Genomic DNA, 21,037 nt, shown 5'->3' with positions numbered 1-21,037 from the left:
TGCCCGCTTATGACTGACGACGTGATCGACTACTCCCGGCCTGGACCGTTCACGAGCCTGGACACGACGCAACTTCAGCTCATCGAGGGGCTGCCGGACGACCCCGTCGACATCTGTCGTGCCGTACAGAGCCTGGTCATCCAGCCTGCCGACGCCGGGGCGTTGGCGATCTCTGAGCGTCGGATCGCGGAGAAGAACATCCGGCCTGTTAACGAGCTGATCAACGCGCTGACCGCGCTTGATCCAGCTCCGCTGCACCAGGCCCGGACGCCCGAAACGCGCGTGATCGGCACCTGCCGTCACTTCGCCACCATCGCCTGCGCGATTCTGCGAGCGCGAGGGGTCGCTTCACGGGTCCGGTGCGGGTTCGGCACCTACTTCCAGGAAGGGCGTGGCTTCGACCACTGGATCACTGAGTACTTGGACGAAGTCCAGCGTCGGTGGGTGCGTGTCGACACCGAGCACCTCGGCACGAGCTACGTCGACCGCCCGGAGGACCTCGCTCCAGGCGAGTTCCTGACGGGGGGCGAGGCGTGGGCCCAATACCGAGGCGGCCTGATCGACCCGGCCACGTTCGGGGTGCCTGGGACGGATCATGCCTGGGGGCCGGCCGAGATCAGCGGCAACGCCGTCCGTGATCTTGCCGCGCTGTGCAGGCGGGAGATGCTGCCATGGGATGAGTGGGGCCGCATGACCGTGGCTTATGAGGGCAAGACGGGGCCCGACTACGACGAGCTCATCGACGAGGTCGCCGATGTCTGCTCTCAAGACGATCCGTCGGCTTTGCGCCGCCTGTTCGCCTGTGATGATCTGGCCGTTCCCAGCACCTGGGCGGGTGAGTAGGGGCGGGGACCGGCGCGGTAACCGCTGTCTGGTCCCGGCTTTGCTCGGCTATGGGTCTTCTTGGACGCCTTGAGCAGTGACACCCGGCGGAGCACACTCGTCGTCCCACCGCAAGCTCAAGAGCGCTGCTACTACTCACCGACATCGTTTCCCGCTCAAAACGATCACTGTCACAACTCATCGATGTTCCGTGACAGCGAAGTTTGGGGACGCCAACCCAGTTGGAATGTGCGGTTTGAGCAGGTGCTGCTGGCGCGCTCCTTCGTTGGCCCGAGGGCGGAGAGCTTGGAAGGCCGGTATTGCCCACCGACGAGCGTGTTAGCTGGTCAGAGGGCTGGCGCCAGACGTCATGGTGACCCGACGCAGACCCCCTTGTCCTCGGTTTTCCACATGGCGAAGGAGCCGTTCGGGCAGTCGCCAATGCTGAGCGACGAGCCTTCCAGGATCTTCAGTACTTTGCCAGTTGCGTCGGGCGACGAGCAGTCGACGATCTCAGATCTGTTTCGAGTCAAGCAGTCTCCTTCCTCAGCATTGCTCCACCCTCCCGAGCAGCCGGAAGTAGCGGAGACCAGTAGGGCCAGAGGGATCAGCAGAGCGAGGCGGGGGATCAAGCGAACTCCAAACGATGGTTTGGTAGGCAAACGTAGCGGTCGGGCAGGAGGTCAACAAGATCGCCATATCTCTGAGGGTCATGACCGCGGTGCCGTGGCCGAGCCGGTTAGGACCGACCAGGCTGACGCTCAGGTCGTTGGTTGAGCGATCACGCGGAATGCGCTGATCGATGCGACGGCACGCGGGGCGACGTGCCGCCTGGCTCGTTATCGGCTCATACAGTCCCGGAGACCAGGGCCGCCCCGCGAGGCAGCGGGCGGGAGCGACTCGATCACCGTACGGAATGGTTTCAGGACTCGGCTCCAGCGGGACATAGCCCGATGGTGCACCTTCCGAACCTCGGCGCGAGCGACATCGGGCTTCACACTCGCCCCAGCGGGGCCAAGAGCTCGGCGCTTAGCACCGGAACCTGCACCCGATAGACCGCGGGGCGCGCGACGGTATAGCCAGCGAATCGGGGACGGCTCGGCCCATCGTCAGCTCGTCCGGAGGAGCCGCACCGGCGTTCAGGCTGGGCGAGTGGTCAAGCGTGGATCATCATCTGATCGCCTGTCCTGGATACGAGCCTGGCATCACAGGACGCCACAGACCTCAACTCGATCGCATGATGGACCCCTCCAGCTAGTCTCCCGGAACGGGTGGGGGTGCCACTCGGGTGTTGAAGACGTCGTACGGCTCCGTGCCGGTCAGCACGCCCCGGTCGGAGAGCAGCCGGACCAGGCGCAGCAGCAGTGTCAGCGGCAGCGTCGGCGTGTCGGGGAACGCCAGCCAGTTCCTGTTCTGCGCGCTCGGCATGTAGATCGGCACTCGCTCGTCGGTCACCCCGAACACCACGCTGCCCCGCGCCCCCGGCAGTGCCGTACCGGTCAGGTTGGTGGCCGTGCCGAACGCGACACACACCTGCGGCCCGGCGCCCTCGCGGGCGAACGGGGCCGTGAGCGAGCCGTTGAACACCTGGTAGGGCGCATTGCCGGTGAGGACGCCCTTCGCGGTGAGCAGCACGTCGAGCTGGAGGATCGCGTCCAGCGCGCCGTTCGGTGCGGTGAGCGCGCCGACCCAACCGGACCGGTCGGCCCGGAAGATCGCGTAGAGCTCGTCGAGCTGACCCCCGGTGACGCCCTGGATCACCCCGCCGAACTCGGCGTGCGGCGTGCCGGCCCCACAGGCGCCGCCGGGCGTGGTGCCCAGGCAGAGCGTGGTGTACGCGCCGCCGGCCTCGTCGGCGATCGGGTGCTCGGTCCCGGCGCGCAGCGCCGCGTACGCCTGGGCCTGGGTGAACGATCCCGCCTTGACCAGCGCGGCGGTGAGCAGCGCGAGCACCGAGAGCGGCCCGCCCTGCCCCTGGACGGCCGCGACCCAGCCGGTACGGACGGGAGTCTGGGTAGGTTTGTAGACGTTGTCCAGGTCGTGCTCGGAGACCCGGAGGATCGCCGGGCCGTTGCCGCTGACCGGCAGCACGGTGTAGCGGGCCACGGGAACGGGCGCCGACCAGGTCTGGCCGACGACCCTGACCTGCGCGGTCTCTCCGGCGACGAGCAGCTCGGCGCTGGTCTGGGTGGTGACAGCGGCGCGCAGTACGGTGCCCTGGGCGTTGAGCAGCCTGACCCGGTACTGCGCTGCGCCGTCGACCGGTGACCAGGTCAGTCGGGTGCGCAGGCCGTCCCAGTCTGCGGTCAGGTCGGCGGGCGGGTCGATCAGGTCGAACAGCGTGGTCGGCGAGTCGGCCGAGGACAGGTCGTCGAGCAGCGAGACGACCTTGACGCCCAGGCCGTGCAGCCGGGGCAGCCCGGCGGCGTCGATGGTGACCGGCTCGGTCTGCGACTCCGTGGTCCGTAGCTCGTAGCCGTAGGTGTTGAGCACCGCGACCCGGTAGCGCTGGGCGCCGTCGACCTGCTGCCAGCCGACGGTGATCTGCCCGTTCTCGTACGACACGGTGACCGCGCTCGGCGGGTCGAGCACGGCGACCCTGGCGGGCGGTTCGCTCCAGACGCCCAGCCGGTCGCCGACGGTGGGGCGGACCCGGAAGGCGTACACCGTGCCGGGGGACAGCTCGTCGGCGGAGACGTCCACGGACGTGCCGGTTCCCGGGGTGAGGAGGAGGTCGCCCGGCTCCATCTGGACCTCGTAGCTTCCGCCCTCCATGGGGTCCCAGGCGACGTGGACGGACTCGCCCGCGTAGGACGCCTCCCGGATCTGGACCTGGTCGAGGGCGCGCGCGCTCGTCTGGGTCCACGGGCCGGTCCTGTCGGGGGTGGAGTAGCGGACCCTGAGCGGGAACTCCGAGCCGGGCGGCAGCGTGCCGTCGTTCGTGCTCAGCCGGACGGCCTCGCCGGTGTACGGCCCGGCCGCCTCGCCCTGCACCACCTCGGAGAAGCTGGAGCCCTGGTCGATCACGTTGCCGTTCTCGTCGACGGTGACCCACATGGAGCCGTAGCCGAACCAGAGCTGGGCCAGGAACGACACCGAGGGTACGGCCGGGGGGAGCACCGGCGGCGGCCAGCTCAGCAGGAACGCCTGACCGTCCTGGCCGATCGTGATCTCGCCTGGCTCGGGCAGGCTGGCGTAGGTGAAGGCGACCGGCGCGCTCCACCGGCTGGCGCCGGCCGTACTCGTCGCCCGGACCCGGAAGGTGTGGACGGCGCCCTCGGTGAAGGGCGGGTCGAACGTCATCGAGGGGTCCGGTCCAGCGGTGCGCACCTCGCCGTCCATCTCGATCGTGAACTGGTCCGCTGGGGAGGTCCAGGTCGCCTTGAGCTGAGCCACGTCCTGGCGCAGGGTCAGCCCGGTCGGCGTCGGCAGCAGGTCGAACGTGGCCCGCGCGCTCCAGTCGCCGGGCAGCTCAGCCGCTCGTACGGCACGCACCTCGGCGACCAGCTCGCCGGGCTCCGGGGTCAGCACGAGCTCGCGCAGCGTCCCGGCCGCCTGGGTCACGACACCGTTGACCCGGACCTCGTAGTGGTCGGCGTCGGTGACGTCGGTCCAGCTCACCACGACGCCCGACTCGCCCAGAGCCAGCGCGGCCACCGGTGCGGGCGACTTGACCAGCGGCAACGCCGACCAGTCGCTCACCGTCGATTCTTCGGTGCGGTAGGCCCGCACCCGGCCGTGGTAGACCCCGACCGGCAGGTCGTCGCGGACCGCGATGTCGCCGTGGAGGATCGTCGTGTAGTCGTGCGAGTCGATGCGGCGACCGTCCGGGTCGAGCAGCTCGTAGGTGTAGCCGTTGGCCCGGGACGCGGCGTCCCAGGTCGCGGTGACCTTTCCCGAGGCGTACGTGAGGCGTTTGAGAACCGGGACCGCGGGCGTCGTCGTGCCGGAACCGCCGCCTCCCCCTGAGCCGCCGCCGGAGGACTCGTCCGACTCGGTCAGCGAGTCGGTGACCGAGGCCAGCACCTCGACCGCGGTGATCATCGTCCGTCCCAGCGTGGCGGCGGCGGTCGCGGCGGCTTCCACGGCGGCCGCGACCGCACCTTCGACGAGCCCTTCGCAGACCAGTTGCAGTGCGGCCTCCATCGTCTCCTGGGCGACCAGCATGCCCACCAGGACGGCGATCTTCTCCGGATCGTTCAGCAGGTCAGCCACCAGCCGGGGCGCGGCCAGCGCGAACTCCAGGGCGATCCGCTCGGGGAGCTGGTGCCAGGTGGTGGAGGTGGCCACCTCGACCCGCATCGGTGGCAGGTCCACGCTCAGGAACGGGTGGCGGGCGCCGTTGACGGTGAAGCTGTAGGTGCCGGTCAGCGTGAAGACCAGGTTCGCGCCCTCCAGCCTGATCGCCGGAGTCAGGTCGAACGTCGTGTGGTAGGCGACCGAGGCGAACAGCTTGGTCAGCTCACCGCAGCCGGAACCGGCCAGCGATCTGATCGTCGCGAACACGTCGAACATCTCGCGGATCCAGGAGAACGTCGGCCAGCCGGTCACCGTCAGCTCGCTGTCCCGGTCAGGGTGCGTGGTGTAGGTGAAGGTGCAGCCCAGCTTCCCGAACGGGTAGACGTCGATCTCGGTCTTCAGGTCGCCGTCGATGATCGTGCCGCCGTCGGCGCCCTTGCGCAGCGTGATGTCGGTGGTGCCGAAGTCGACGCCGAGGAAGGTCATCGCGGTGAAGAGGCCCAGCGAGGGCTCGGCGCCCGTGTGGATCTTGACTTTCGGGCCGCCGGTGAAGCCCTGGCCGGAGAGCTGGACGAACAGCAGGTCGATCGGGGTGAGCAGGGCGACCTTGGCGTCCATCACCGAGTACGTCGTGTCGGTCTCGAGCGCCTTGCTGAACGTGACATCAAGGGAGAGGTCGAGGGAGACCAGCAGGGTCAGCCGCATCTTCGCCTTGACCACGAGCCCGGTGGTGTACGCCGTATTGGCCGCCGCGCCTGCCGCGGTCGCGTACCTGACGAAGGTCCCGTCGTAGAAAACGATGTCCAGGTAGTCGCTCGGCCAGTGGGCTCCGCTGCCGGTCACCAGCGCGGCCAGCAGCCTGCCGATGCTCAGGTCCCGGTTCACCGCGATCTCGAACAGCTCGGCCTTGCCGTTCACCAGGGCCATCGTGCCCTTGAACGAGGCCCGGTCGTCGGGGGCGCCCGCGGCCGGGATCGGGCCGAGCAGCGCCTGGCCGGTCAGCGCGTACGACGAGGTCGCGGGCGTCCAGGTGTAGCCGATCTCCATGCTGAGCTTGGACAGCTCGACGCCGGGCAGGTAGAAGGGGTTCACGATCGCGTGGGTGCTCTGTTCGACCGTCGCGGTCAGGCCGACCTCGTTCACCACCAGTGTCACGTCGAAGGTGTAAGCGCTGTCGAACACGCCGGTCAGGCCGACTGAGCCGGTCAGCTCCACCTGGTTCTTGAGGTTCGGGTGGTAGAGCAGCGCGAGTTCGGTGAACTTGACGGTGCTCAGCACCACGATGTCCGGCAACTGCGCCCCGAACACCGTGTTCGCGCTGCTCGCGTGGTCGATCAGGGCGAACAGCAGGACGCTGGGCGGGGTGTGGTCGCGGCCGATCTGCAGCACCTTCGACATGAGCGGGCTGGAGAAGTCGAGCCGCGCGGCGAAGTACGCCCCCTGGGTCATGGCGAGCGGGTCGACAACCGGCGCCGGAGGGGCCGGGTGCGGCAGGCCGTCCAGCACCGCCAGAGGGGAGGCCGCGTCCGGGTTCACCAGGTCGAGCGTGCCCTTCATCGCGGTGAGCACCGCCCTGAGCGTGCTGCCCTCGGGCAGGTCGCACAGCACCAGCACCGCGTCCTGCACGGTCAGGATCGCGTCGATCGCGCGCAACGGCGTGAACAGCTCACCGAAGGTGAACCCCGGCCCCAACCCCACCGCCACCGCGTACGACCATCCGTCCGCCTCCGGCGCGCAGTACACCAGCCCGCTGGCCTCGTAGTCCGTCGGTACGGTCGCCTCGGCGGCCAGCGTGCTGTACCCCATCGCGCCGTACAGCAGGAATCGCTCCCCGGTCAGGTCGAGCGCGAACGTGACCCCGGTGAACCCCACCTCGGGCAGGTCGCGCGGCACGACGGCGGCCCAGGTCCCGGTCGTCCCGCCCATCGCGGTGACCGTGCCGAGGTCGACGTCGTCCAGATCGTCGGGTTCGACCACCCCGGTCAGGATCGTCGGCGTGTCCATGGTGCCGAGCAGCAGCGAGATCTTCGCGACGACCGACGCGAAGCCGAACGTCCCGGTCACCCGGGCGACCATCGGCGCGCCGGTCGCCGCGATGTCGACGGCGCCGCCCAACGAGGTCACCGAGAAGTCGGTCTCCGCGATGGTGACCGTCCAGTCGGTCCCGACGAAGCCCGCGAAGTGCAGCTCTCCGGTGTCCGGCACGACCCGCAGCGCGGCGCTCTCGATCGTGATCGACGCGGGCAGCCCGTTCGCCAGCGCGTCCGACGGCAGCCTGAGCCCGGTCACGCTGTCGACGCTCTGCGCGGCCGCGATCAGGTCGATCGTGAGCCCGTTCAGCAGGCTGCCGCTGAACTCCCACGGCAGATTCTCGCCCGGTTTGACGGCGGCGATCCCGATGTCGACCCCGCCGAGCGTGAGCACAGCGCCCAGCCGGGCCACGATCGTCTCGGCCCGGATCGGCCACGGCATCGACAGCTCGCCGCGTACCCGGCTCAGCTCGAACCGGCCGTCGCTGACGCTCCACGGCTTCGCGGCGTACAGGGTGAACCCGAGCTCGGTCAGCACCCCGTTCGCGTCGGCGAACCGCAGCCAGACCCTGGTCAGCTCGAACCCGTCACCGAGCGGCATCTCGCTCGGCAGCGACGCCCCCGCCGTGCTCGGCGCCAGCCAGCCCTCCAGAGTGTTCCAGCCGGGCACCTGGATCCGGTCGGTGTAGGCGGCCCGCAGCATCCAGTCCTCGCCTGGCCCGTTCTTGACCAGCCCGGCGTCCACCGGCATGCGGCCGACGACCAGCGTGCCCTGGAGGAACCCGGCAGAGCCGTCCGGCGCGACCGAGAGCGACGCCGCGAAGTCCTGGAGTTTCAGCAGGCTGGTGCCGGTGCCGGGGATGACGACCCAGTCCGACGACTGCTCGATCCTGACGAACAGGAACGCCACCGCGGTCAGCCCCTGGTCCAAGGCGATCCGGAAGTCGGTGATCGTCAGATCGCCCAGGTCGCCGAGCCCGCCCGGCAGGTGCGCGTCGCCGCCGAGCAGGGCGAGCAGGCTGGACAGCGAGGGCAGCCGGATCTCCGAGCCCTCCTCCAGCGACAGCGTCCACAGGTCGTCGCCCGGCGGCGCGCTCACCGAGACGGCGAAGTCGGCGCCCCCGATCGTGACCGTGCCGGACAGCAGCGCGGTCGGCTGCCAGCGCCCGGTCTTGTCCTTGGCGATGGAGATCGTGGCCGCCCAGTCGTGCACGGTGAGGATCCGGGCGATGTGCCAGGCGGTGGTCTGCGCGATCGTGAACTCGACCTCGACCAGCGTGGCCGCCGCGGGGTCGGCCAGCACGGCCGCGTGCGTCACCGTCAGCGGGAACCCGGCGAACAGCGAGGCGGGCAGCACGCTGGTCGCGGTGGCCGTCGTCATGTTGCCGGCCAGCTTGGTCAGGTCGGCGGCGTTGACCGTGGCGGCCTGGTCGATCTCCAGGTACCACGGCGACTCGGCGAAGGCCCCCGCCTCGATGTCGTAGGTGACGGTCCCGAGGTCCAGCGTGCCGTACACGACCACGCCGGTCGAGGGCGGGAAACCGTCGGCCTGCCGTACCGTCGCCTCGAGCCGGAAGTCGCGCAGGCTGAGCCCTGCGGCGATCGCCCAGTCGCCGAGGTCCAGCGTGAGGACGGTGACCGTGGGCTCGCTCCCGTCCAGGGCGGCGACGATCGTGAGCTCGCTGACCGAGGCCCCGGCCAGCGCCAGCAGACCGGCGGGCAACCGTTCGCCGACCGCGTCATCCAGCCCGATCGCTTCGAGCAGCGCGGTCGCGGTCGTCCCGGCCAGCGGCGGCCGGACGATACGCAGCGCCGGGGTCGGCGTGGCGAACGTCGGGAAGTCCAGCTCGGCGTGCGCCGAGACCTGGCCGAGCAGGACCGAACCGCTGATCAGGAGTTCCGCCGGCGTCAGCGTGACCAGCCCGCCGGTCAGGGCGAGCGCGGGCTGCCCGGTCGGCTGGATCGTCACCGTGCCCAGCGGGCTCTCGCCGGCCCAGGTGAATCCCGGCTCGCCGCCGGCGTCCACGGTGAGCGGGCCGCCGACCCTGGTCGGCGTCCCGGCCGGTACGGCGACGCCCGCCTGGAAGGAGAGCCCCGGCTGGAGCTGGAAGAAGATCTCCGGGTCCCGGTGCGCGAACGTGGTGGCGACGAACGTGGGCCCGGCCAGCTCCAGATAGGCGTAGTCGCCTCCCTGCAGCGACTCGAACGTGTCGGCCAGCCGGTAACCGGCCCCCGGCCTGGCAGTCCAGGTGGCCCGGAGCAAGTAGTCCGGCGAGACGGTGAAGACCAGCACGGCAGGCGCCTCGACCCCGGCCAGGTCGGTGGAGGTCCCGGACACGGTCAGGGTGAGCGCGACCTCGTCCAGGACCGGATCGGCCACGGTGGTGAGCTGGAAACCGCCGATCAGCGTACGCACGTCGTCCTCGGCCACGACCTCGGGCCCGAAGGTGTGCACGCCTTCCGTGGTGCGCGTGGCGACCAGCCGGTCCCGCTGGGCCCGCAGGATCAGCAGCGCGTCCGGCGCGGTCAGCGTGACGCTCTCGCTCGGCATCCCGACCGCTTCGACCACGACCGCGTACGCGATCCCGCGCCCGGGGACGAAGTCGCAGGTCAGCGGCGACTGGGAGGCCTCGGCCCGATACTCGAACCCGTCGGCGGCGGTGACCGTGATCCGGTAGCCGTAGGCGAGCTCGATCGGGGTCCACGCCACGACCAGCCGATCGTCTTCGTAGGACAGCGTCACCACCGGCCGCAGCGCCAGGCGCGGGTCCGGAACGTCAGGTGGGGGGATGCTCATGCTCCGGCCCGTCTAGAGGTAGTTGACTTTGGTGCCGGCCGCGAAGTTCTCCCGGCGCATGGCGGCCATGGTGAAGTTGCTGACGTCGACCGGGTAGTCGATCTTGGTCGTGGTCCTGGCCGCCAGGTAGGCGTCCAGCCCGAGCTGCAGATTGAAGCCCTCGAGCAGCTTGGGTTTGCGGATCGCCGCGCACTCCAGCAGGCTCGTGTCGTCGCTGTAACGCAGCATCGCCGACCAGGTGAACCCGGAGAGCACCTTCGCGTCCCGCGTCGTGCGACCGGAGCTCGACACGGCCATCGTCGTGTGTTTCAGCTCGACCGCGAGATCACTGGGCTTCAGCTTGAACGGGTCCCGCTCCAGGCCGCCACGCCCACGGCCCCGGGCGTCGAGCGCGGCCTTCCAATGCCTGTCGGCCAGCTTGTTCTCATCACGCAGGTACTCGAAGATCCGCCACAGCGCCTGGGTCGCCACCGCCGCGTACGTGGTCGTCATGTCGTGCTCGGAGACCAGATGCACGACGACCTTGCGGCTGCCGGAAACACTGTGGAACCTGATCACCAGCGTCGGGCCGAACTTCTCGTCCGCGTCCTCGGCGTCGGGGATGGTCAGGAGCACGAACTCGCCGACCACCTTGGCCGCCATCTGCGTCACGTCTACCCCGTCGAGCAGCGGCGCGTCCTCCGGGTCGTCGCTTTCCACCGCGTTGTCCGTCAGGTGGTCGATGGCGATCCGGTACGCTTCCCGCGTCTCGCCCGTCAGGGTGGGGATCTCGCACAGCGGCTTGACGCCCTCGATCATCGCCGCGACGTCGGAGGCGTTCATCAGGTCCGCCGTCACCCCGGACACGATCGAGGCCACCTGACTCAGGCCGGTGCGCCCGGCCACCCGGTACAGCGAGCCGTTCGGCCGGGGATGCGCGAAGTAGTTCTCCGGCGTCGGCCAGACGCCGTTCCTCATGTACCCGTTGAGCGCGTACCACGGGAGCGGGATCGCGTTGGCGTGCCAGGGATCCATGAAGTCGACGAAAGTCTGGTCCAGCGCCTTGTCCTTGATCCGGTCCGACGGTCTGACCTTTGTCGCATACGGCGTTCGCGACTTCCACCACTCGTTGAAGACTCCCGGCGGGATCGGCTCGCCCAGGATGAGTACCTGGACGAACTGGATGTAGCCCACGATGAGGTTGCTGGGCGTCGTCGGGTAGGCGTCCGGGTCGTAGAACGCCCGCATCACCACGGGGTCGCTGAAATTGTCGTCGAAGGCGATGTGATGGGGGCCCACGCTGCACTGGTGGGTCCCGAGGTAGACCTCCTCGACGTCCGCGGAGACACCGGTGAGGAAGAACCCCTCAGCGCGCTCGATCTCGGTCAGTGCCACCGGTGCTCCTCAGATCGGGGGGTGGTAGAACGGGCCGATCGGGTAGTTGGCGTCCCCTGATCCGGCGGTCATCGGGAACAGCTTGTTCTCGGTGTCGGTCGTGTCGGTCTCGTCGGCTGTGCCGTACACCTGGACCCTGACCCGTTCGTCGGCGTCCGTGGTCGTCCGGAGCGCGACGATCGAGTCGTCGGTCGGCCGGATCACGATGTCGCCGAGCAGTTTCCCCGACCACACGTTGGTGGTGTAGGTGCGGGTTTTGCGCTTCTTGACGACCTCGGTGAGATAGAGGGCCTCCACCGTGTTGTCGATCTTCGTGGTCGTGCCGCGCAGCCCCCATTTCGGGGTCTTGACCTTGTCGATCCGGTCGAGCACCTGCTGGGTCGGGTGGTCGTGCGCGCGGGCCCTGAACCCGCACGAGATCACGACCACGTACGGCCGGATCTCGGACAGGAAGAAGGTGTCCACGCTGGACGCGCTCGCGTGGTGGCTGGCCTTCATCACCGTGCAGTGCCCGGCGTGCGGGAACCTGTCGGCGCCGCTCTTCAGCGGGGTCGCCTCGAAGTTCTGCACCATCGCCGGTCCGAGCACCTTCTCCACGTCGCCGTGGCTGTGCGATGAGCCGATCTTCTTGTTCTTCTTCTTGCCCTTGTACTTGGCGGCCTTGCCCTTGGGCGGGTCGGGCATCGCGTTGGTCAGCTCGTTGCCGCCGTCGGCGCGGCCGTCGCCGGCGATGTCGCCACCGCTGAAGAAGCGGAACGATCCGTACGACAGGACGAAGCACAGGGAGCGGTCGTTCATGTCGACCGCGTTCTTCGCGCCCTTGGGCGGCACGACCTCCACGTCGTTGAACAGTTCGCGGTAGACGCCCTGGCCGGAGGCGACCATCCGGATGGTGATCGGGATCGCCTTGCCGCCCTTGTCGGTGACGCCGTCGCCGAGGTTGATGATGAGCGGCTTCTTCGTCTTCGGGTCGAGGCCGCCGGGCTGGACCTCGACGATCGTCGCCCGCTTGCCGGTCGGCTGTTTCAGGCTGATCTCTTCGAGGATCTTCTTGAACGCTGGAAACATCTTGTTCTTCGGCACGGTCGTCTTGTCGGCCAGCGGGTTCACGTAGATCCTCGCGGGGATGAAGCGCGGGGTCCACAAGGTCTTGCTCTTGGCCTTCCTGGGCACGTCCTTGTCGACCAGCACGCTGTTCAGGCCCGCCTGGTGGTCGGCGTGGAAGTGGCTGACCATCATCGCCAGGTTCGGGTAGAAGTCCGGGGTGGTCACCACGCCCTGGCGGGTCAGCATCCGGACGACGTCGTCGCCGTAGGAGCTGTCGCCGCCGTCGACCAGCAGCGCCGAGACCACCGTGCCGGCCAGCGGGACATCCGAGCGCAACGCGAACGGGACGTAGTCGATCGGGTTGGTGGGCGGGGTCTTCCGCTCGGCCTCGATCGCCTGCCGGACCTTGGCCAGGTTCCGGTGGATGATGAGGAGCGAGTCTCCCTGGCTGACGTTGATGACGTGGATTTCCAGGCGCGCAGAAGTCATCCGAAGTCCCTAGCGATCAACCCCGATGACGAAATATCCACATTTTTCGCGCGGTTTGACCATACGTTGGATCGTGCCAAACCGTCCACGTCCGCTTCCGGACAAACGGGCGCCTGGGCAGCTCACGCGCGCGGTCGCTCCGGGCGGGCTGCAAGCAAGGAGCTCTCGGCACGCTCCTGTGCTTGCCCGCCGTGCATCCGCAGCGCCTAGACGGCGAGGTCCCCCCGGTCGGGGGGACCTCGCCGGTGTCACCTGGGCACGTCGTCATAGGTCGGCACGGAGCGCGCCCCGACCGTCACGATCCTGGTGTTGTTCCGGTACTCCGCCCCGGCGTAGACCCCGTCCACGAAGTACACGGTCCGCCCGTAGGACACGTCCACGATCGGGTAGGCGTAGACCACCCCCGAGATCCCGTCCACCGGCAGCTGGATCCTGGTCTCCGCCCCCGACTGCGTCCCGGTGATCACGGAGCGGGACCCGCCCTCGCCTTCGGTGTACATGAACTGCGGCGGCCCGACCATCAGCCCCGTCTGCCATCCTCTCTCCTCGACCAGCTGCTGCATCTGCGCCTGCGTGTAGGCGAGGTACACGTTCGAGGCCTGCGGCTGGCCGGGCATGTTGTACGCCTGGGGCATCCCGATCACCGCGTCGGTCAGTTCCACGCTGGTCGGGCCGAGCTCGGTGACGACGCCGATGGAGTAGGTGTGCGTGTCCTGCGGATACCTCTTGTTGCAGAAGTCGGCGTCGCCGAACGTGAACGACATGCAGATCTCCAGCCGGTGCTGCATGTACTTCTGCTTCTCCACCGCCGCCCTCCACCGCTGCGCCGCCTGGGCCGCCTGTGACTGGCAGGAGGTGTCGCACTTCTCGAAGTCCTCACCGGTGTAGGTCTTCGAGACGGTGTTGAGTCCCCGCTGGTCGGCGCAGCGGTCCGGGGTGCCGGTGCACGGCGGGGTGCCGCCTCCGCCTCCGCCGTCCGCCATCAGCAGCAGGCCGGTCGGGTCGGACATGCTGGTGGGGTTGCCGTTGCTGTAGGAGTAGCCGTGGATCTGCTGCGGGTCGTCGGTGTCGACGACGGGGTCCGCGCTGACGAAGCTGCCGAGGGCGGGGTCGTAGTCGCGGGCTCCGACGCGGGTGAGGCCGGACGGGTCGCTGGTGCCGCCGACGAAGCCCTTGTCTCCCGGCCATGAGCCGCTCACCGTGCCGCGCGGCCCGCCGAAGGGGAGGGTGCGGCGGCGGGTGACGGTCAGGTCGCTCGCCCTGATGGTGGCCTCGCCGGTGTCGTGGTGGTCCTGGGCGGTCCAGTGCAGGACGCCCGCCGTGCGGACAGCCACGGTCGTGCCGGTGTGGTCGTAGTACTGCGTGGCCGCCACGGCCGTACCCGTGGTGCGGAGTTCCAGGTCGCCGGGCAGGTAGAGGGTGGTGCCGCCGGGGTCGCGGCGGAGCAGGCGCCGTCCGTCGGCGTCGTAGAGGTGGGTGGTCTGGCCCGAGGTGGCCAGGCGGCCCTCCTGGTCCCAGGTCATGGCGGTCGTGACCCCGTTCACGACGCGCTTGTCCATGTTGCCCGCCGCGTCGTAGGTGAAGGTGTCCGTTCCCGCCTGGACGGTGGTGTGCGGGCGGGGGCCGCCCTGGGTGGGCTGGACGAAGTCGCGGACGACGGTCGCCGCGCCGTGCCTGGTCTCGGTGTCGCGGCTGCCGTTGACTGTGTAGGCGTAGGAGTGCCAGTAGGCCGCCGGGCCGCCCAGCCCGGCCACCGTGCGGGAGGCGGGCGCGCAGTCGCCGGTCGCGGGGGTCCACGCCTCGGTCAGCCGCCGCGCGTGGTCGTAGGAGTAACACTGGTAATCGGCGGGCTGGCCCCCGTTGGGGGTGTCGGCGATGCGGGTGAGGTTGCCGGTGTCGTCGTAGCCGTAGGCGAGGTCGAACACCTCGTTCCTGAGTTCAGGCACCACGGAGTAGGCGCTGGTGCGGCCGGTCTGCTCGTCGATGGTGGTGGTCTGCCAGACGCGGCGGTCGTCCTGGCCCAGGACGCGCTGGATGATCTGCCCGCGCTGGTTGTAGACGGTGTCGTTGACGTAGGTCTGGGTGGCCGAGCGCAGGTAGCTGGTGCTGCCGACGGCGTTGTAGCCGTACTCCAGGGTCTCGCCGGTGGGACCCGTGGTCGTGGCGATCTGGCCGTCCTGCTTGTAGGTGGTGGCGAAGGTGTAGGTTCCGGCGAGCTTGCCCTCGGCGGGCGGGATGGTGATCCTGCTGCCGAGCGGGCGGCCGCTCGCCTCGTAGCCGGTCACCTCGGTGGTGTACCGGTTGGTCCCGTCATGGCGTACGGTTCCCGCGAGCTTGCCCACGCCGCCTGGAGCGGTGTCGTAGCTCCACTCGGCGCGCACGGTCCCGGTCGGCGATCCCTCGCGCAGGCTGGTCTTACGGCCCAGCGCGTCGTAGGTGTAGGCCAGGGTGACCTGGCGCGCGTCGGTGACGGAGACGAGTTGCCCAGCGTCGTCGTAGACCGAGGTGCTGGCGCCGCGGTCCGGGTCCTCGGTCCTGGTCTTGCGTCCCCGCTGGTCGTAGGCGTAGCGCCACACGTTGCCCGCCTGGTCGGTGACGGTCTCCTGGTCGCCGCGTTCGGTGTAGGTGTAGGTGGTCTTCTCGTAGCCGGTGGCCTTGTACTGGCGCAGTTCGACGGTACGGCCACGGGCGTCGCTGATCGTCTCGGTCCTGATGCCTCCGGCGGGCGGGATGACGGTGATGCGGTCGCCGCCGTACACCGTGGTGGTCTTCCACTTGCCGCGCAGGCCGGTCTCGACCAGCCGTCCGGCGCCGTCGTGGACGTTGTCGGTGACCGAGGGGACGGTCGTGGCGGGGACGACCAGCGCCGTGGCCGGTGCGCTGCCGTCGTGGTAGTAGGGCGCCGAGGTCCACGACACCAGCCCGCGTGAGTCGCGCACCGAGTCGGTGATCAGCCGGCCCCCGCCGATCGCCTGGGTCTGGGTCTGCCGTTCGCGCAGCAGGCCGTCGAAGAGCGCGATCGAGGTCAGGTACTTGTTGGTCCCGTCGGGGAGCAGCTTCCTGGTGGTGATCGCCGTCGGCGCGTTGTTCCGCACCAGGTAGGAGAAGCGCAGGTCGGCTCCCTGGGTGGCGCGCTCCCTGCCGGGCAGCCAGACCGAGGTCAGCCGCCCCAGCCCGTCGTAGGCCAGTTCCGTCCGGCCGTCGTTGGCGTCCACGACCAGCCGTGGCTGCTGCCAGGCGGTCTCCATGGTGGTGGTCGTGGCGTGCCCGGCCGGGTCGACGGTCCTGACCGCCGTGACCGGCCCGGCCTTGGCGGGGGTGTAGGTCGTGGTCGTGGTACGGCCCAGCGCGTCGGCGCTGGTCAGCACCCGGCCGTTGGCGTCATAGGTGGCAGTGGACAAGGTCATCCAGGGGGTGGCGCCGCCCTGCCAGTCCTCGGTCCTCACCACCAGGCCGCGGGTGGGGGCCGTGCCGTACGGCTTGCCCGGGTCGTCGAAGTAGTTGCGCGAGCGCGCGACCACCGCGCCGCTCGCGCCGAAGGTTTCGCTCTGCCCCACCTTGTCGCGGATCCAGGCTTCCTCGTTGACCAGGTAGGTGGTGGTCTTGCGCAGGTCGTCTGCCCCGGTGGACTCGTCGCCCAGATCCTTGACCTCGATCGGCAGGTTGTCGGCGTTGACCTTGGTGTCGGTCCTGGTCCACCGGGCGCCGCCGGTCGCGGTCAGCCGGACCCGGTTGAAGGCGGTCGCGACATTGATCATGTACGACTTGAGCGGCCCGCCCTGCGCGTTGGCGCCCGTCTCGCGGAGCGCGGGCTCGTTCAGCGTGCCCGCGACCCACTGGGCGCCGTCGTAGGTGATCTGCTCGCGCATGGTCCCGGCCAGCGCGTCGTGATCCTCCATCCCCTTGGTGTGGGGGTCGCCGCTCCCGTCCAGCGAGTCCTTGATCCACACGTCCCGGACGCCGGAGAGCTGCTTGTCGCCGTCCATGCCGCGGAAGTAGCGGTACTCCACCGCCGACTGCACGCCGGACTCCAGGCCGGTCCGCACCCGCACCCGGCCGTACCCACGCCAGGAGCTCCAGGTCCGCTTCTTCTCCTCGACCAGCTCCGAGTCGCTGTAACGCCAGGCTGGTTCGTCGAGGTAGTCGTAGTTGGTCTGCTCGTGCAGGAAGCCGCCGGTGTTGTCGTAGACGTCGACGCGGGAGACCACGTACTTGTGGAACCAGTCCAGGGTGGGCTCACCGGAGGGCGCGTACCACTGCGGCATGCAGCGCTTGCGGTTGTCGTGCGGCTGGGGGAGCGCGTCGCGGGCGCAGTCGCCCAGCAGGTAGCTGATCCCGAGCTGCGCCCCTGACTCCGTGGTGATCGACTTGATCCGGAAGCGGTTCAGCGCCGTGCGGTTGTCCGACGGGCCGTCCACGCGGTTCGGGTAGGGGTAGGCGCCGGGCGAGAACACCACTTCGGGGTCGGAGACCGGGGCGCCTCCGGCCACGCCGGAGCCGGTGCGGGTGATCCCGTCCAGCCACATCGGAACGCCCTCGTTCTGCGCCGATCCGGCGTTCAGGTAGGAGTGGCGCAACTTCCAGCTCTCCACGGTCCGGTACTGCGAGCCCTCCCACACCTGCGCGCTGATCTGCGCCAGGCGCTTCTGGGTCCAGTAGGTCGGCGCGAGCTGGTCCGTGCAGCGGGTGCCCTCGGGGCAGAACTGGTCGAACGGAGTGTCGGGGAAGGCAGCCGCGACGGGCTTGCCCGCCGCGTCGTAGCAGGCCGTCCCGGTCACGCAGCGGTCGGCCACGTCGAAGAGCACCCGGGCGGACGGCTGCGCCTGGTCGGTGCGCGAGCCGTACTCGATCCGCGACAGCCAGCCGCCCCTGTCGTAGGTCGTGCGCTTACCCGGATCGCCCTCACGGCCGTAGGCGCCCGTCTCCTTCTCGTAGAACAGGTTCATGGTGTTGCCGTGCCGGTCGAGGACCTGGCTGAGGTTCCACCGCCACACCTGGGTCTGCCGCGAGGCGGCGAAGTTCCCCGCGACGTAGCCCGGCTCGCCCGGGTGGTTGCCGTAGACCTGGGTGCTCCAGGCGGACGAGCCGTCCTTACCGAAGAAGTACTGCGTGCCGTCGATCGTGGTGACCTTCCAGTGGTCGCCGAGCAGCTCGGTCTTCGAGCCGTCGTCGGAGACGCCCTTCCACCGGCCGCCGCCGACGTCGATGAGCTCGGTGGCGCGGCCGTTGAGCGAGAGGGTGGCGTTCTGCTTCCACCAGCACTGGTCGCCGCTCGGGAGGTTCTTGTTGTTGGGGCTGCCCTCGGTGTCCTGGGCGCACGGCTTGTAGGTGCGCTCGATGAAGCCGGGCCACATGTCCCAGCCGTCGCCGATCCACGAGCCCTGGGTGTTGGTGCCGCCGGTGCGGCCGTCGACCGCCTGCGAGGAGTAGCCCAGCTTCAGCGACGGCACCGGGCCGCCCACCGAGGCGGGCAGCCGCAGCGGGTAGGACCAGCTGAACGCGCCGGTCTGCTGGGAGACCTGCCAGGTCGAGGCGGGCGACAGCGAGGTGGCGGTGTAGTCGCCGTTGTCGCCCGAGGGCCCGGCGGTGGCGGCCAGGACCGTGGCCGACCCGTCGGCAGCCAGGCCGACCTCGCCGCTCAATGTCCGGGTGGCGGGCGAGTTGGTCGAGGGCACCGGGGTGGACGTGTCGCAGCCCGGCGCTTCCGGCGTGGTGAGCGCGCAGGCGGGCAACCTGACCAGGCGCAACCTGGAGGCCCAGTCGCCGCCATAGGCGGCGGCGAAGGGGGCGTAGTCGACGGAGAGGCCGAGCGTGCCCGCGCTCCTGACCCCGTCGGCCCGCGACAGGGACATCAGCACGCCGGAGACCCGCGCTCGCTCGGCGCTCGCCCGGTCGTGGATCGTCAGCCGGGCGCGGGCCAGGCCCGGCGTCGCCGTACGGGCTGAAACCGGGGTGGAGGCGGCGCGCACCGCCTTGGACGACAGGTCGAGCACGGTGTCCGAGCTCGACGGCCAGGCCACCGCCTCCGCGGCGCGGACCCGGGGCGGCTCCTGGAGCTTGAGCCGCTGGCCGCGCGGCGCGTCCTTGACCGCGACGCTCATCACGTCGCGGGCCACCGGAGGGCGCCAGGCCGACGCGGCGGCGAACACGGGCTGGGATCCGGCCAGCGCCACCACGGAGACGGCGCAGAGAAGGACCTTCCTGATCACGACTGGCCTCCGTCCGCGACGATCTCGCTCTGGGTGAGCACCTTCAGGTGGGCCGCGACCCGGTCGACGGTGCCCGACCAGTGCTGGGTCCTGGCGCCGCCGGACCTGGCCGCCCCCAGCACCCACGCGTCGCCCGCCGACCAGGAGGCGGTGTAGGGCCTGGTGTCCGTGCCGTCGAAGTTGGCGCCGTTCACGTACAGCCGGATCAGGCCGCTGGCCTGGTCGCGGACCCCGGCCAGGTGCACCCAGCCGGGCCCGGTGCCCTCGGTCGAGCAGGCGGCGGTCTCCGCGCCGTCGTCGGCGGCGAACATCACGAAGCACCAGCCAGGCTCCTTGCCCTCCACCTCGGGGTCGAGGTCCAGGTCGGTCCGGTACTGGAGCCGGAAGCCCGAGCCGTTCCGCCCGTCCTGGGAGAGCACGGTGGCGGGCGCGGTGGCGGCCGGGTTCCTGTTCACCCAGGCCGTCACGGTGAAGGACCTGGTGGTGTCCACGACCGGGTCGCCCTGCCAGCGGGTCGCGCCGTCGAACGCCAGCGCGCCGCCACCCGAGCGGCCTGCGCCCCAGCCAGGCGTGCCGGTCACCGCGAGCCTGCGCCCGGCGGGCGCGGAGTCGGCCGTCGATCCAGAACCCTCGTTCAGCCCCCAGGACCAGGCGGCCGCCGGTGCCGGCCGTACCAGGAATTCGTGGACGTACGGCGTGAGCGTGGCGTTGCCCGCCGCGTCAGCGGCCCTGACCTGCAGGATGTTGACCCCGTCGCGGTTGGGGACCAGCTCGCCCGTCCAGGTGGGCCCGTTGACCCAGCCCTTGTTCACCCCGTTGAGGACGATCTCGTAGCGCGAGGCGCCCGTGGCGGTGAAGGAGAACGAGCCAGGCACGCCGACGCCTCCGCTCCAGGTCCCCGAGGACCTGGGCGGGTAGGCCGCCGAAGACACCTGGAGGTCGGTGGGCGGGTCGAGATCGACGGTGAAGTCGAACCACGGCGAGTAGGCGCCGCAGGTCACGGTGTCGCAGCCGCGCGCGTGCCAGGAGTACTCACCTCTGGGCAGCTCGGGCGTCACCCGCCAGCCCGTGGCCACGCCCACGCGGGGCTCGGAGACCGTGTTGCCGGAGGACGCGTTGACGATCGTCCTGGTGGCCCGGTCGACGACCTCGAATTCCATCCGGCTCAACGTGCCGCCGTTCGGGTCGCCGGGCACGGCCTGCAGCGTCGGCGTCCCCGAGCGCACCTGCGCCCCGGAGGCGGTGCAGGAGGTGCCGCAGTCTGTGGTGATCTGCGTGCCGGTGGGGGCGGTCGGCGGGTGGTTGTAAGTCACCCGCAGCGTGGCGCTGGCGGGCAGGTAGTAGGACCAGTCGTAGAAGTCGCTCTCGGAGTGAGCGCGGAGCCCGAGCGCCATCCTGGTCCAGCCGTTGCCGAGGTAGCGCACGATCTCCGACTTGAGGAAGCCGTTGGGGTCCTCGTAGAGGCCGGGGTCGTCGTCCTTGGGGCAGGTGCCGCCGTCGTTGGCGCTGAAGTGCTCGCGCTCGATGTTGTTGTACCAGGAGTTCTTGGCCTTGTTCCAGGTCAGCGTGGAGAAGTCGAGGTTCTCCTCGGAGCGCCACAGATCGATGTAGGCGCCGCCGCAGGCCCCGGTGTGGTCGGCGGTCACCGCGAATTCGACGTCGAGGATCGTCGCCCCGGCGAGGCGGCTCAGGTCGAACCGCATCAGCGTCCGCCACTTGCACGTCGAGTTCCACTTGGCGCCGACCCGCATGCCCGACCGGTAACTGTTGCGATAGGAGGTGTCGGGGTTGCAGCTGTGCACGTGCGTCCAGTCCTCACCGGGGCTGATCGCCATGACAGGGGCGGGCGTGGGCACGGCCAGGGCGGGCGGCGCCGGTAGCACCGAGAGCACGACCATCAAACTCACCACGGTGAAAAGCCAGCGTCGCACGGGTTCCTCCCAAGCTGCGGAATGTCGGCTTTCACGGTGCTCGCCGGGCCGTATACGGCGCATATATCGGGGGTTGTCCGGCGTATGGCGACGCGATAG

At 69.8% G+C, this 21,037-nt stretch carries 6 protein-coding genes; 1 reads left to right on the top strand and 5 read right to left on the bottom strand.

Going from position 1 to position 21,037, the window contains the following annotated elements:
* Positions 1-9 precede the first annotated feature (9 nt).
* Positions 10-843 (top strand): transglutaminase domain-containing protein, encoded by an 834-nt coding sequence (locus tag ACIBG8_RS14525; protein ID WP_397343183.1) that lies wholly within the window; start codon positions 10-12, stop codon positions 841-843.
* Between the two features lie 1,233 nt (positions 844-2,076).
* Here ACIBG8_RS14525 and ACIBG8_RS14520 read toward each other — a convergent pair.
* The 5 genes from ACIBG8_RS14520 to ACIBG8_RS14500 form a co-directional block, all read right to left on the bottom strand.
* Entirely contained in the window at positions 2,077-9,888 is a 7,812-nt protein-coding gene (locus ACIBG8_RS14520; protein WP_397343182.1) for a hypothetical protein, read from the bottom strand.
* Positions 9,889-9,900: 12 nt separating this feature from the next.
* The gene (locus ACIBG8_RS14515) at positions 9,901-11,262 is read right to left on the bottom strand and encodes a hypothetical protein (RefSeq protein WP_397343181.1); all 1,362 of its coding nucleotides are present in this window, start codon (positions 11,260-11,262) and stop codon (positions 9,901-9,903) included.
* A 9-nt stretch (positions 11,263-11,271) separates the two neighbouring features.
* On the bottom strand, positions 11,272-12,798 hold the full coding sequence (locus tag ACIBG8_RS14510; RefSeq protein ID WP_397343180.1) for a ComEC/Rec2 family competence protein: 1,527 nt from the start codon (positions 12,796-12,798) through the stop codon (positions 11,272-11,274).
* A gap of 248 nt (positions 12,799-13,046) precedes the next feature.
* Positions 13,047-19,007 (bottom strand): RHS repeat-associated core domain-containing protein, encoded by a 5,961-nt coding sequence (locus ACIBG8_RS14505; RefSeq protein WP_397343179.1) that lies wholly within the window; start codon positions 19,005-19,007, stop codon positions 13,047-13,049.
* On the bottom strand, positions 19,004-20,938 hold the full coding sequence (locus ACIBG8_RS14500; protein ID WP_397343178.1) for a LamG-like jellyroll fold domain-containing protein: 1,935 nt from the start codon (positions 20,936-20,938) through the stop codon (positions 19,004-19,006). Before ACIBG8_RS14500 ends, ACIBG8_RS14505 begins: the two co-directional genes overlap by 4 nt.
* Positions 20,939-21,037: the final 99 nt, after the last annotated feature.

Source organism: Nonomuraea sp. NPDC050556, from assembly GCF_044457355.1.
Classification (GTDB): Bacteria; Actinomycetota; Actinomycetes; order Streptosporangiales; family Streptosporangiaceae; genus Nonomuraea.
The sequence above is the reverse complement of the archived record's forward strand: the minus strand, read 5'-3'. Positions and strand labels throughout refer to the sequence as shown.